Below are 12,617 nucleotides of genomic sequence, written 5' to 3' on the forward strand. Positions count from 1 at the left end.
CTCAGGCGTGGTGTTACAGCGGACGACCAATGCCGTTGCAAACGTTGGTGTTACCAATGCTGAGAGCGTTGGTGCTGGTGAGGAAGCTGCTACGAACGGCTTGCTTCCAGGCCGCTGGCAGCGGCACGAAGCGGTTTGCAGTGATGGCAGCATCGTTGCTACTGGCCGCAGTAGCATTGTAGTGACGGGTGAAGAAGTCACGAACCTGCGTGGTTTGTGCAGCGTCGGCATAGCACTGGCTGAAGATCAAGTTGGTGAAGCCCAGGATCGGATAACCGGTGGTTGGGTAAGCCACGACGCTTGGATCGTTAGGGTTAGTGGTTGCGGCGAACACCGGTACCCAGGCGTTCGGGTTGGCACGATTAGCAGTGGCCGGCACGGGTACCGCAGCGATGGCGGTCGAAACGTTGGCTGGGGCTGGAGACACACCGGCAACCCGCGCTACTTTGGTGGCGTCATCCAGACCAGCCAGAGTCGTCGCAGCGTAATCCGGGCTCATGTAGGTGATGCGGCCTTGGGCAGCGTTCAGCGCAGTCATCACAGCCTGGCTGCCGGTGGCGGCTACAGCGCCAGTCGGCAGGCCACCGCTGTAGCTGGAAGCGAAGGTGGTGGTGATAGCAAAAGTGCCGGTTTCAGCGCACTTGGCGTTCAGGAAGCGGGTGAACAGCTCGGTGGTGCCGCTGCTTTCAGCGCGATAAACCACGGTGATCGCGCCAGTGCGGCCGGAACCGGTGATCTGGCTCCAGTCGGTCAGGCGGCCGGAGAACACGCCGCACAGTTGGTTGACGCTCAGGTCGACGTTGGCAGTGCCGGTCTTGTTGAACGGAATGGCGACCGAGGTGGCTACCGAAGGCACCTGGATTAATGGACCCCAGGCAGCGCCGTGGGCAGTGACGTAGTTGCTCAGCTCAGTGGCGCTGAGTTTCGAATCGCTGCCCGCCCAGTGCACGTTCTTGCTGGTGTTGCCGGCCACGAACTTGGTGTAGTCGTTGTTCAGGAACGCCAGTTTGCCGTTGCCGCTGCCTACGCCGATGTAGGGGGCGAAACCGGCGGTCAGTACGCCGGAAGTCTGGTACAGCGGCTGAGGCAAGGTAGCACCACCGCCATTGACATCGGCCATGGCAGCCTGGGCGGCGCAGAGGCCGGCGAGGGTCAGGGATACTGCGAGAACGTTGCGCTTAAACATGAAGAATCTCCTTTCATCGTGTTCGTACGTAGGTTGGGTGACGCAGGCTTGCCGTCATGGCGCTCGGTCCGGTGCCGCAGGCGTTGGGGTGAGGCCATGGCGTAGAAATTCGCAGGTTCCGGTGACAGATAGAGGAAAAAACCTCGGGAGCTGGAGGCCGATTTCCGGGTTTTTTCCTCGGGTGTTCGAGGGCTCTGGACCGGCATTTTCAGCCGGTTCAACGGCGGCGTTTGGCAGGGCTGCGGTGCAGCGTGCGGCGGGTGGTCAGGACCAGGGGAAAATGACAGAACGAGGAACCCGAGTTTGATGGGGGGCGGGCTCGGGAGTTGAGGTGGAGGCCGTGATTTTTTTTGCCGGACGGTTTTGTGGCGAGGGGATTTATCCCCGTTGGCTGCGAAGCAGCCCATGGCTGTTCACTTCGGTGGGGCAAGCCGGTCGCATCCAGTCTTTTGGGGTCGCTTCGCGACCCAGCGGGGATGAATCCCCTCGCCACAGGAACTGTGTTTGCCAGGCTGCCGTGGGCTCATTGCACCAACTGATTGATCTCGATGATCGGCAGCAGCACCGCCATGACGATCACCAGCACCACGCCGCCCATGATCACGATCATCAGCGGTTCCAACAGTGCGGTCATGCCCATGGCCCGGCGTTCGATGTCGCGGGACAGGGTTTGCGCGGCGCGTTCGAGCATCGGTGGCAGGCAGCCGGTTTTCTCGCCGCTGGCGATCAGGTGGATCAGGATCGGCGGGAAGACTTTTTCCACCCGCAGGGCGGCCGCCAGGTTGACCCCTTCGCGGACCTTGGCGGTGGCGTCACTGACACTCAGGCTCAGGCGTTCGTTGGAGAGTGTCTGGCGCGCCGCCTCCAGCGCCCGCAACAACGGCACCCCGGCACCGCCAAGGATCGCCAGGGTGGAGGCGAAACGCGCGGTATTGAGCCCCAGCACGAACCGCCCGATCAGGGGCAGGCGCAGCACCCGCGCATGCCAGCTGAGCCGCGCCGCCGGGTTGCGCAAGTACAGCCGCCAGCTCCAGAAACCGCCGGCCAGCAGGCAAAAACACAACCATCCCCAGGCGCGGATGAAGTCACTGGCGGTGAGCATGGCCAGGGTCAGCCCCGGCAGATCCTGACGGGCCTGGGAGAAGGCGCTGACCACCTGGGGCACGACGTAGCTGAGCAGGAAAATCACGATGGCGATCGACACCAGTCCCACCACACCCGGGTAGATGAACGCCGTGAGGATCTTGCCCCGCAGGTTGTTGCGCTCCTCGATGTAATCGGCCAGGCGCTCCATCACCTGGGCCAGGTCGCCGGACTCCTCCCCCGCCGCGATCAGCGCCCGATAGATCTCCGGGAAGTCCCGAGGCCGTGCCGCCAGGGCTTCGGCCAGGCGCATGCCGCTGCGTACATCGGCGCGCACCGCGCTCAGGGTCTGGGCGATGTGCTTGCGCTCGGCCTGCTCCACCGTGGCGCTCAATGCCGCCTCCAGGGGCAGGCTCGCGCCGAGCAGGCTCGCCAGTTGCCGGGTGGCCCAGGCCAGGTCGTTGTCCGAGAGCCGGGCACTGAACAGCCCGCCCCCGCTGGCCTGGGCCGTGCTGCGTTCGGCTTCGACCTGCAACGCCGTCAGCCCGCGGCTGCGCAACAGGCTGAACGCGGCGCTCTGGCTGTCGGCCTCCAGATGCCCTGATTCGATCTTGCCCTGGGCGTCGGCCGCCTCGAAACGGTAGCGATTCATCAGGCGTCCCGTGTCACGCGCAGGATTTCTTCTGGCGCCGTGGCGCCGCTGCGCACCCAACGCTCACCGTCCTCGCGCATGCTGAACATGCCGGCCTCGCGGGCGGCGGCGCGCAAGGCCTGCTCGCCCGCGCCCTGGTGGATGAGCGTGCGGATGTCATCGTCAATGCAGAACAGCTCATGGATGCCGGTACGGCCGCTGTAGCCGGTCTGGTTGCAACTCGGGCAGCCCACCGGGCGCCAGGTGCCCGGCGTGGCCGGATCAGGTTGCTTGCAGTGCGCGCAGAGTCGGCGCACCAGGCGCTGGGCCAGCACGCCGAGCATCGACGAGGCCAGCAGGAACGGCTCGACGCCCATGTCGATCAGGCGGTTGACGGCCGACACCGCGTCGTTGGTGTGCAGCGTCGCCAGCACCAGGTGCCCGGTGAGGGAGGCCTGCACGGCAATCTGCGCGGTCTCCAGGTCACGGATCTCGCCGATCATGATGATGTCCGGGTCCTGGCGCAGGATCGCCCGCAACGCCAGGGCGAAGGTCATGTCGATCTTGGCATTGACCTGGATCTGGCTGATGCCCGGCAGGTCGTACTCCACCGGGTCCTCGACGGTGAGGATGTTGTGGACACTGGCATCCAGCCGCGCCAGGGCCGCGTAGAGGCTGGTGGTCTTGCCGCTGCCGGTGGGGCCGGTGACCAGCACGATGCCGTGGGGCTGGCGGATCAAATGGTCGAGCTTGCCCAGCACGGCAGCGTCCATGCCCAGCGTTTCCAATTGCAGGCGCCCGGCCTGTTTGTCCAGCAGCCGCATCACCACCCGCTCGCCGTGACCGGTGGGCACGGTGGAAACCCGGATGTCGATGGGGCGCCCGGCCACGCGCAAGGCAATGCGACCGTCCTGGGGCAGGCGTTTTTCGGCAATGTCGAGTTGGGCCATGATCTTGATCCGCGACACCAACGCGCCATGCAGCGCCTTGCGTGGCGAGACCACGTCGCGCAGGGTACCGTCGACCCGATAGCGCACCACCGAATGGCTCTCGAAGGGCTCGATGTGGATGTCGCTGGCCTCGTCCCGGGCCGCCTGGGTCAGCAAGGCGTTGATCATGCGGATCACCGGCGCGCCGTCCTGGGTGTCCAGCAGGTCGGTGATCTCGGGGATGTCCTGCATCAGCCGGTCGAGGTCCACCTCGTTCTCCGCCGCGCCCACCACGGCGGCGGCGCTGCCAGTGTCGGCGTAGGCCGTGTTGAGCAGGCCATCGAGTTCTTCGTCGCGCACCCGCTCCAGGGGCACTTCGCCGAATTGCCGGCGCACTTCGCTGATGGACCAGCCCGGCGTCGACGGACACACCACCAACACCGCGCCCGCCTCTCCCTGGCGCAACACCAGGCGCTGGGCCTTGGCCCAGGCGTATGGGAGGGTGGTCATGGAAGCCTGCTCCATCGTCCGATAGGTCGTGCACAAAATGTGTGCCTATCAGATTTATCTGTGGCGAGGGGATTTATCCCCGCTGGGTTGCGAAGCGACCCTGAACCGACGCCTCGGCGTGTCAGGCAAACCGAGACCGCTGCTTTGGGGCCGCTTCGCGCCCCAACGGGGATAAATCCCCTCGCCACAACCGTGGGGTGCTTAAGCGTAGTGGTCATCAGCGCTGCTCTCCTTCGAGCGGCACCGCCTTGATCGCCGCCCTGGGCGTTTGCAGCGCGGCAGGTGCGCTGCCGGGGATCGCCCGGGATGCCGCCGGCAGTTGCGGGGCCTGGATATCGGGCATGGCCCAGCTGCGTTCCGGTTGCAACAGGCCCTGGGCGCGGCGCATGAAGTCGTAGCGGTTGAGAGTGATGCTGCGCCCCGCCGCCGTGTCGCGGATGATGTAGGGCCGCAGGAACACCATCAGGTTGGTCTTGGTGGTCTGCCGGCTTTCGTTGCGAAACAGTGCGCCGATGCCGGGCAAGGTCGAGAGCCACGGCACCGCGTCGTTGCTCTGGCTGTAGCCATCCTGCAACAGCCCGCCCAGGACCATGATCTGGCCGTCGTCCAGCAGGATGCTGGTGTCGATGGCACGCTTGTTGGTGACAATCCCCGTGGTGCTCGAAGCGCGGTTGTCGACGCTGCTGACCTCCTGGTAGATATCCAGCTTGACCGTACCGCCCTCGGAAATCTGCGGCCGGACGTTGAGTTTCAGGCCCACCTCTTCGCGGGTCACGGTCTGGAACGGGTTGTTGCTGGTGCCGCCGCCCCCGGTGACGTAGCTGCCGCTGACAAAAGGAATGGTCTGGCCGACGAAGATGCTCGCGGCTTCGTTGTCCAGGGTCAGCAGGTTCGGCGTCGACAGCACATTGGTGCCGCCCTTGCTCTTCAAGGCCCGGGCCAGGACCTTGAGGTCGAGGATCTTGCCGATGCCGGGAATGTCCACGGTGCCGTTGACCAACCCGAGGTTCAGGCCCTGGGGCAGCACATCAATGCTGGTCTTGCCGTTGAGGTTGAGCCCGCTGCCGCCCAGGTTGACCCCGCCGATCACCCCGCTGCCGCCGAGGTTGCCGGTCTGCCATTGCACGCCGAACTCACTGGCGTCGTCTTCGCCCACTTCCACAATCAGGCTCTCGATCACCACCTGGGCACGTCGCTGGTCGAGCAGGTCGATGACTTCCCGCAGGTTGCGGTACAACGGGTCGGGCGCGGAGATCAGCAAGGTGTTGGTGGTGGCATCCGCCTGGATGGTCACGCCGCCCGCGCTGAAGGCGGTGTTCTGCTCGTTCTTCGTCGAGCTCGCGCCCTGCCCGCTGCTGCCCTGGCCGTAGCCATTAACGTTGCTATTACTTGAAGAGCCGCTACCGGTCGCGGTGCTGGTGCCATCGGTACTGCTCTGTGCGCTTTGGCCATTGGTGCTGGCGCCCATGCCGCTGAGCACCGACCGGGAATTGTCGTTGCCCTCGCCTTCGCTTTCGCCGGTGAGCAGACCACGCAGGGCCTGGGCCAGCTTGCCGGCCTGGGCGTTGCGCAGGTACACCACGTGCAGGTTGCTGGGGTTGTTCTGGGCGTTGTCGAGTTTGTAGATCAGGTTGCGCGCCAGCTCGGTGCGCTCGGGGCTGCCGGCCCGGATGATGATGGAATTGGAGCGCGGGTCGCCGATCACGTTGATTTTCTGGGTCTGGTCGCCACCCTGGGTTTCCAGCAGGTCGGAGACCATCTGCGCGATGTCCACGGCGATACCGTTCTGCACCGGCACCACATCGGTGTCGATGGCGCTGGGGGTGTCGATGCCTTCGATGAGTTGCGCCACCCGCGACAGGTTCTCGGCGTAGTCGGTGACGACAATGGTGTTGTTGCCGGGGTAGGCATTGATCGGATTGTTCGGTGAGACGATCGGGCGCAACACCGGGATCAGGTTGACCGCGTTCTCGTATTGCAGCCGGAAGGTGCGGGTCAGCATGCCATTGCCGGCCGGTTTATCGGCGCTGTAGATCGGCCCGCCCAGCAGCTTGGCGTCGGCCTCGGGCACCACCTGGGCCACGCCGCCGACGTCCACCACGCTGAAGCCCTGCATGCGCAACGCCGCCAGCAGCATGGCGTAGGCCTGGCTTGCCGGCACCTGCCCTTCGGACACCAGCGTCAGGTTGCCCTTGACCCGAGGGTCCACCAGGAACTGCTGGCCGGTGGAACGGGACAAGGCCCGCACCACGGCCTGGATATCCGCCTCGACGAAATTCAACGTCACCGGCTGATCCCCCAGCGGGTTGCGCGCCGGCGGCGGGTTGCGCGATTCACGGGCACGGGACGTCAGGTCGACCTGGTGGCGCGCCGCCGGTTTCTGCTCACGTGCCGCCTGGGCTCGCTGACGGTCGAGCAACGCGTCGCCGCTGCGCTGCGTGCTGCCCAACGGAACACCCAGTTCGCTGTCCACCAGCAACGGTGGCTGCGAGGCCGGCGGCGTGCTGTTGCACGCGCTCAATGCCAGCAACAACAGCGGCGCGGCCTTGCGCCAATGACGTGGGTAACGGGCCCCCTTCATGAAGCTTCCTTAGCGCCTTGCGCCTGATGCATGCGAACGGTTCCGGACAGAGTGCCGGCGGTATTTTCAAGACCAGTGGAAGCGGCCGTGGCCGTGCGTTGCAGGCGCGCCTCGGACACTTCCAGGGACAATGGCCCGGGGTTGCTCAGCAGCCAGCCGATCACGCCGTCGGCCGGCGCGTCGGTGAAGGTCAGTTGCCAGGCGTTGGCCGTATCGGCGCCGGGCGCCTGCAATTGGTAGTGATCGCCCAGCCCGCTGGCGTCCAGGGTCTGGCGCAGGGCTGCTTCCAACGGCTGGCCTGGCGCCGGCCCGGCGACGTCCCGCAGCAGCACTTCGAGGGCTTCGGTCTGTGAGCGCAGCTTCGGCGTTTCGGCCTGCCAATAGGCGATGGTCTTCAACGGCGGCTCGATCAATCCCAGCCAGACCAGGCTACCGCCGAGCACCAGCGCGCTCAGGGCCACGGCCCGTCGTTCGCGCACGGCCAGGCCTTGCCAGAAGGTCCGGCAGCGGCTGCGCAGGGTTTGCCAGCGGACGCTCAGCACGGCCAGGGACGGCTTATTCATCATCGTCTTCCGCGGTATCTTCGGGGGTGGCCTGGCCGGCCTGGGTCATGCGCAAGGTCCAGCCCTGGTCAACGGCGACGACATCGATGCCGGCCTGGACCAGGGGGCCTTTCCAATCGTCTTCGGCGGCGGCCTTCGGCGCGTCGGGCACGAGCTCCAGGCGCAACTCGCCGTTCTCGAACACCAGGGCCTGGGCGTTGCCGCTCATGAACGGCATGGCACTGCCGGCCTGCTGCATCAGGCTGACGAAGCGTTGGCTGGGGTCCGTCGCCGTACCGTCCTGGCGCGCGGCAATCTGTTGCCGGGCCTGTTGCAGCGGATTGAGCACCACCGGCAAGTCCGGGAACGCCTGCTTCACCCGTTGGCTCATTTGCGCCTTGAGCCGTTGCCCCTGGGCCGCCTCACGGGCGGCGTAAAGGTTCAGGCCCACCACCCACACCGCCACGGCCATGGCACACAGGGCCGCCGCCCGGCCCCAACCGCCGCGTCCGGCCGTGTTGCGCGACAGACCGGCATGCAAACCCCAGCCCGGCGCGCTGCCGGTCCAGCGGTGGATGTCGGCCAGGGGCGTGATCGACGCCTGGGGCGGCGCTGCGCCGATCCAATGCAAGCCGGGCCCCATGGTCATCAACCACTCTTCCAGCGCCTGTTCTTGCAACGGCTGCACCTCGGCCTGCTGCGGACCATGGCGCAGCAACAGGTGACCGTCTTCGATGCAAGCCACCGGGCCGGCCAACACGGGCAAGGCATAGGCCGCCGGGTACAGGCCGCGCAACTTGAGCCCGGCCTGGTGCAACAACTGGCCCAGCCGGGCGAGCGACTGCCGGTCCAGCCAGGCGATCTGGACCTGCCCGTCGACACCCCGCGGGCTGTGAGCCACCTGCATGTGTTCGCTGGCGCCGAGCATCAGGGCCTGGGCCGCGCACGTCACCGCGGCGGTGATCTTCGCCGCCGGCAACAGCGGCAGCTCCAGGCGAGTCAGCAGGCTGTCGCGGGGATGAAGAAAGCACTCCACCGAGAGATTCCGGGCGCCCTGCCCCAACGCCCTGAGGCTGCTGCGCCCGTGCTCGCGCACCTGGCCCTGGCGGTCCAGCGCCGCGAACGCCACCGGGCTGTCGAGGTCCAGTTCGGCCAACGGCGCCAACGCCACGCGCAACCGTGTCATACGCCCACCCTCGACCAGATCACCCGGGGCAACCGGTCCTGGGTGCGTTGCAGCAACGCATCGACTTCAACCCGCCGTTGACCGCTGCGGGCCTGGCCGCGCAGGCGGAACCAGTCGCTGGTGATGCCCACCTTGACCGTGGCCGTTTCCAGCTCCGGCATGCGCAGGCGGTTGACGAAATCCCCGCGATTGACGAACCAATGGCCGCCCTCCCGCTCCCGCACCAGCGCCTCGGCCCGCTGCAACGACAACCCCGGCACAGCGGCGGCCAGTACCGGGGCACTGGCGGTGTTGCCGTTGACCCAGGTATTGGCCGGCAGGATCGTCACGTAGGGCGCCAGCGCTGCCAGCACGGCAGGCGTGACGCCCTTGACGTCGCCCAGGTCGCGCACGGTGCGCAGCATCGGTCGGGTCGGTTTGAGTAATGCGGCATCCGCGTCAGGCGAGGTGTCCCGGCCACTGTCGAAGGTACGCCCCGTGGGCGCTGTGTCCGCCCGTTCCGGGTTCAGCGTGCGCGGGTACGCTTCAATGACGCGCTCGACGATGCGGTCGCGCACGCTGGCGGCGATCCCCAGCTGCCCGCAGAGCCGTTCGAAGGCATTCAATTGTTCCTCGTCGACACGTTCATTGGCGACGAGGTTGCGCAGGTTGAACTTGCCCTGCTCATCTTCGAGCTGCCCTTCGAACGGCGTATCGACCTGGTTCGAACCGGGCAGGACAATGGGTTTTGCCCAAGGCTGGCCGAAGCGTGTCAACGGATCACGCTGGCGGGCCTCCCACAGTAATTGGCGACTCAGCGCCAGGCCGCCTTGCATCCGCGCACTGCCCTGGATGCGCAACTGCTCGGCTTCCAGGCTGCGGGTGAACAGGGCCTGGCGAGTGAGCATGCCACCGGCGATCACCGCGACCACGGCAGCGATCAGCAAAGCGCTGATGACCGCCATGCCGCGCTGCTTCGCCGCGAGGGGCGAATTCGTTCCCATCACGGTCCTTAGAGCTGCCAGGAGCCAATGTCGGCATTCACGCCGTCGCCGTCGGGCTGGCCGTCGGCGCCCAGGGAGAACACGTCGACTTCGCCATTGGCGCCGGGGTTGAGGTAGTTGTAGGGACGGCCCCAGGGGTCGTTCGGCAGGCGTTCCAGGTACGAGCGCCAAGTGCCGTTCTTGGCGTCGGCGGGTTTCTCCACCAGCACCTTGAGGCCCTGGTTCATGCTCGGGTAGCTGCCGTGGTCCAGGCGATAAAGCTTCAAGGCTTGCATCAACCCGCCAATGTCCTGCTTCGCCGCCGTTGCCCGGGCCTGGTCGGGACGGTCGAGCACCTTGGGCACCACCATGGCCGCCAGGATGCCAAGGATGACCACCACGACCATGATTTCGATCAGGGTGAAGCCCCGCTGCCCGCGTGGGCCTTGGGGACGGGCGTTGTAACGGGCGATCTGCATCTCGACGGTCCTTCGCTGGATTCGATACGAGGCGCAGTGTTGCAAGAAAATATGTCAGTGATATTGAAATTGCTCAGGAGCTTGCGTCGTCAATCGGTCACGAACGCGGGCTAACCTCAAGGGCTGCATTTGCCTTGAGCCCACCCCATGCCCCGCCCCGCCCCGCACGCCGGCTTCACCCTGATCGAAGTGCTGGTGGCCCTGGCGATCATCGCCGTGGCCATGTCGGCCGCGGTGCGTGTGGCGGCGGTGATGACCCAGGGCAATGGCTTGCTGCGCGACAAATCCATCGCCCTGCTGGCCGCCCGCAGCCAACTGGCGCAATTGCAATTGGAAGGCCGGCTGGCACCCGGCCTGAAGGTGTTCGACTGCGATCAGGGGCGCCTGTTACTGCGCTGCGAACAGACCTTGCGCACGGCGCAGGACGGTCGGTTGTTGCGGGTGGAACTGAGCGTGTCGGACCGCAGCCGCGAGGCCCCGCCGCTGGCGCGGCTGGAGACGTTGGTTGTTCGGGAAACGGTCCGTTGAATGCAAATGCATTTGTGGCGAGGGGATTTATCCCCGCTGGGGTGCGAAGCGCCCCCCTCTTACTGCCGCCTCGGTGTCCCCCGGCAGATTCATTCGGCTGTTTGGGGCTGCTGCGCACCCCATCGGGGATAAATCCCCTCGCCACAACAGGCTTGGCACAGATTCAGTGCTGAACAAAAGACGGCAAACTCACCGAATCCGGCAACTGCGCCAACGCCAGCCGAGTCTGCTCGCTGCCACGCTCGATCACCACCGCTTGCGCCTCGATCGCCACCAGCCGCACGCCTTGGGCCACCCGCTCGCCCACCAGGAAGCTGCGCGGCGGGCCCTCGTTGAGGCTCAGGATCGCCACAGCGCCATGGGCACCGGCCATCACCCCGCTGACCTTGATCTGCACCGGCGCCGGCTGGTTGGAAAACCATTGCAGCGCCGGGCTATCCGAACGCTCGGCCATGCGTTGCGGGGCGACATCCGGCGTGCGCGACTCGGCAGAGGTCAGCAACAGCGAAGACCAGGTCGCCACCCCAGCCAACGCCGCCAACAACGCCAGCGCCTGGACGAGATGCGCCGGGGATACCCGTTCGATGAACGCCATGGCCTGAATCTCCTTTTTAATTCCGACCCCCAGCGTACCCCGCAAATCTCTCCGTTTTATTTCACACCCTTATCATCTTGCCCGTGCAGGATGGTCCCGACGCAAAGGAGCGCGAGATGGCCCGGGACACGCAACGCGGTTTCACCCTGATCGAATTGATGGTGGTGCTGGTGATCATCGGCATCGCCAGCGCGGCCGTGAGCCTGAGCATCAAGCCGGACCCGCTGAAGGTGCTGCGCCAGGACGCCGAGCGGCTGGTGCAGTTGCTGCAACTGGCCCAGACCGAAGCGCGCACGGATGGGCGGCCGATCACCTGGCGCTGGGACGCCAAGGGTTTCAGCTTCAGTCGCCGCGGCGACCAGGACACCGCGCTGGATCGCTTCAAGGATGATCCCCAGTTGCATCCGCGTCGCTGGCAGAGCCCGTCGATGGACGTTCGCGTGGAGCCCAGGCAACGGGTGGTGCTCAACGCCGAGTGGCTCGGCGAGCCGTTGCAGATCCGCCTCTCGGATGGCCAGAACAGCCTGAGCGTGCAACGCAATGCCGCCGGGCGGGTGCAGATCCAATGAACGCTCGGCAAACAGGTTTCACCCTGCTGGAAGTCATGGTGGCGATTCTGCTGATGGCGGTGGTCAGCCTGATCGCCTGGCGCGGGCTGGACAGCGTGACCCGGGCCGACAGCCATTTGCAGGCCAGTACCGAGCAGACCGAGGCCTTGCTGCGGGCGTTGAATCAGTTGGAGCGCGACGTGGCCCTGCGCGCCAGCATCGAGTTGAGCGAGCCGCTCAAGCCCGGCATCGACGACGAACCCTCGACCGCTCCACCCGCCCTCACCGTGCGCAGCACCGACGGCCAGGGCTTTCGCCTGGATGTGATCCGCGTGGCCGCCGCCCGGGACGGCGCGCTGCAACGGGTGCGCTGGTGGCTAAAGGGCAACACGCTCTACCGCGCCCAAGGCCCGGCACGCGACCGCTATCCGCTGCCCGCGCCGGGTGACGGAGTCGCCGTGCTCAATGAAGTCAGTTCGGCGGGACTGCGCTACTGGGACAAGGACAAAGGCTGGCGCAAGCTCAGCGGTAACCGCCAGGAGAACCCATCCGGCATCGAAATCAGCCTGACCCGCGAGACGCCCCAAGGCACTGAACGGTATCGACAGGTGTTAGGGCCGTTGGAGTAAGGCGAAGTCATTCAATGGCAGCAGGATCAATGCCCCACAGCTGCATCCAGTGCAACCGCAGACGTTAGGTCGGCTGTCAGGCCGCCTTCGCGGGCAAGCCCGCTCACACAGGGGATTGAGGTTTGGCCGCGAGAGTCATGCCGTCTTCGCGAGCAGGCTCCCACAAATGCTCCACGGCGAACGCTGTGGGAGCGGGCTTGCCCGCGAAGGGGCCCGCCCAGGCACCGC

At 66.1% G+C, this 12,617-nt stretch carries 12 protein-coding genes; 3 read left to right on the top strand and 9 right to left on the bottom strand.

Features of this window, described 5'->3' with window-relative positions:
* Window positions 1–13: 13 nt before the first annotated feature.
* The 8 genes from V5F23_RS15120 to gspG all read right to left on the bottom strand — a co-directional run bounded on the left by V5F23_RS15120 (window position 14) and on the right by gspG (window position 10,089).
* The gene (locus V5F23_RS15120) at window positions 14–1,186 is read right to left on the bottom strand and encodes a substrate-binding domain-containing protein (RefSeq protein WP_042729748.1); all 1,173 of its coding nucleotides are present in this window, start codon (window positions 1,184–1,186) and stop codon (window positions 14–16) included.
* A gap of 523 nt (window positions 1,187–1,709) precedes the next feature.
* Window positions 1,710–2,921, bottom strand: a complete 1,212-nt coding sequence (gspF, locus tag V5F23_RS15125; protein WP_053145251.1) for a type II secretion system inner membrane protein GspF — start codon at window positions 2,919–2,921, stop codon at window positions 1,710–1,712.
* Window positions 2,921–4,339, bottom strand: a complete 1,419-nt coding sequence (gene gspE / locus V5F23_RS15130) for a type II secretion system ATPase GspE (RefSeq protein ID WP_212802635.1) — start codon at window positions 4,337–4,339, stop codon at window positions 2,921–2,923. The genes gspF and gspE overlap by 1 nt, the downstream gene beginning before the upstream one ends.
* A 217-nt stretch (window positions 4,340–4,556) precedes the next feature.
* Window positions 4,557–6,920 carry a type II secretion system secretin GspD gene (gene gspD / locus V5F23_RS15135; protein WP_338495503.1) on the bottom strand — a complete coding sequence of 788 codons (2,364 nt, stop codon included), beginning with the start codon at window positions 6,918–6,920 and terminating at the stop codon, window positions 4,557–4,559.
* Window positions 6,917–7,483, bottom strand: a complete 567-nt coding sequence (gene gspM / locus V5F23_RS15140) for a type II secretion system protein GspM (RefSeq protein WP_212802637.1) — start codon at window positions 7,481–7,483, stop codon at window positions 6,917–6,919. Before gspM ends, gspD begins: the two co-directional genes overlap by 4 nt.
* Window positions 7,476–8,648: a type II secretion system protein GspL gene (gene gspL / locus V5F23_RS15145; protein WP_212802638.1), complete on the bottom strand. Its 1,173-nt coding sequence runs from the start codon at window positions 8,646–8,648 to the stop codon at window positions 7,476–7,478. Before gspL ends, gspM begins: the two co-directional genes overlap by 8 nt.
* Window positions 8,645–9,631 (bottom strand): type II secretion system minor pseudopilin GspK, encoded by a 987-nt coding sequence (gspK, locus tag V5F23_RS15150; protein WP_212802639.1) that lies wholly within the window; start codon window positions 9,629–9,631, stop codon window positions 8,645–8,647. Before gspK ends, gspL begins: the two co-directional genes overlap by 4 nt.
* A gap of 8 nt (window positions 9,632–9,639) precedes the next feature.
* Entirely contained in the window at window positions 9,640–10,089 is a 450-nt protein-coding gene (gene gspG, locus V5F23_RS15155; protein WP_042732916.1) for a type II secretion system major pseudopilin GspG, read from the bottom strand.
* A gap of 147 nt (window positions 10,090–10,236) precedes the next feature.
* On the opposite strand from gspG, the gene gspI reads away from it, so the two are divergent.
* Window positions 10,237–10,617 (top strand): type II secretion system minor pseudopilin GspI, encoded by a 381-nt coding sequence (gene gspI / locus V5F23_RS15160; protein WP_123579138.1) that lies wholly within the window; start codon window positions 10,237–10,239, stop codon window positions 10,615–10,617.
* Window positions 10,618–10,780: 163 nt separating this feature from the next.
* On the opposite strand, the gene V5F23_RS15165 is transcribed toward gspI, so the two are convergent.
* A complete protein-coding gene (locus tag V5F23_RS15165; RefSeq protein WP_042732040.1) occupies window positions 10,781–11,212 on the bottom strand; it encodes a type II secretion system protein N in 432 nt (143 codons plus the stop codon).
* A 116-nt stretch (window positions 11,213–11,328) separates the two neighbouring features.
* Between V5F23_RS15165 and gspH the strand changes: the two genes are divergently transcribed.
* Window positions 11,329–11,781 (top strand): type II secretion system minor pseudopilin GspH, encoded by a 453-nt coding sequence (gspH, locus tag V5F23_RS15170; protein ID WP_042732041.1) that lies wholly within the window; start codon window positions 11,329–11,331, stop codon window positions 11,779–11,781.
* Window positions 11,778–12,389, top strand: coding sequence for a type II secretion system protein GspJ (locus tag V5F23_RS15175; RefSeq protein WP_042732042.1), 612 nt, complete (start codon window positions 11,778–11,780; stop codon window positions 12,387–12,389). The genes gspH and V5F23_RS15175 overlap by 4 nt, the downstream gene beginning before the upstream one ends.
* The last annotated feature ends 228 nt before the right edge of the window (window positions 12,390–12,617 follow it).

The sequence above is a fragment of the Pseudomonas sp. WP18 genome (genome assembly GCF_036689585.1).
Lineage (GTDB): Bacteria > Pseudomonadota > Gammaproteobacteria > Pseudomonadales > Pseudomonadaceae > Aquipseudomonas > Aquipseudomonas chlororaphis_E.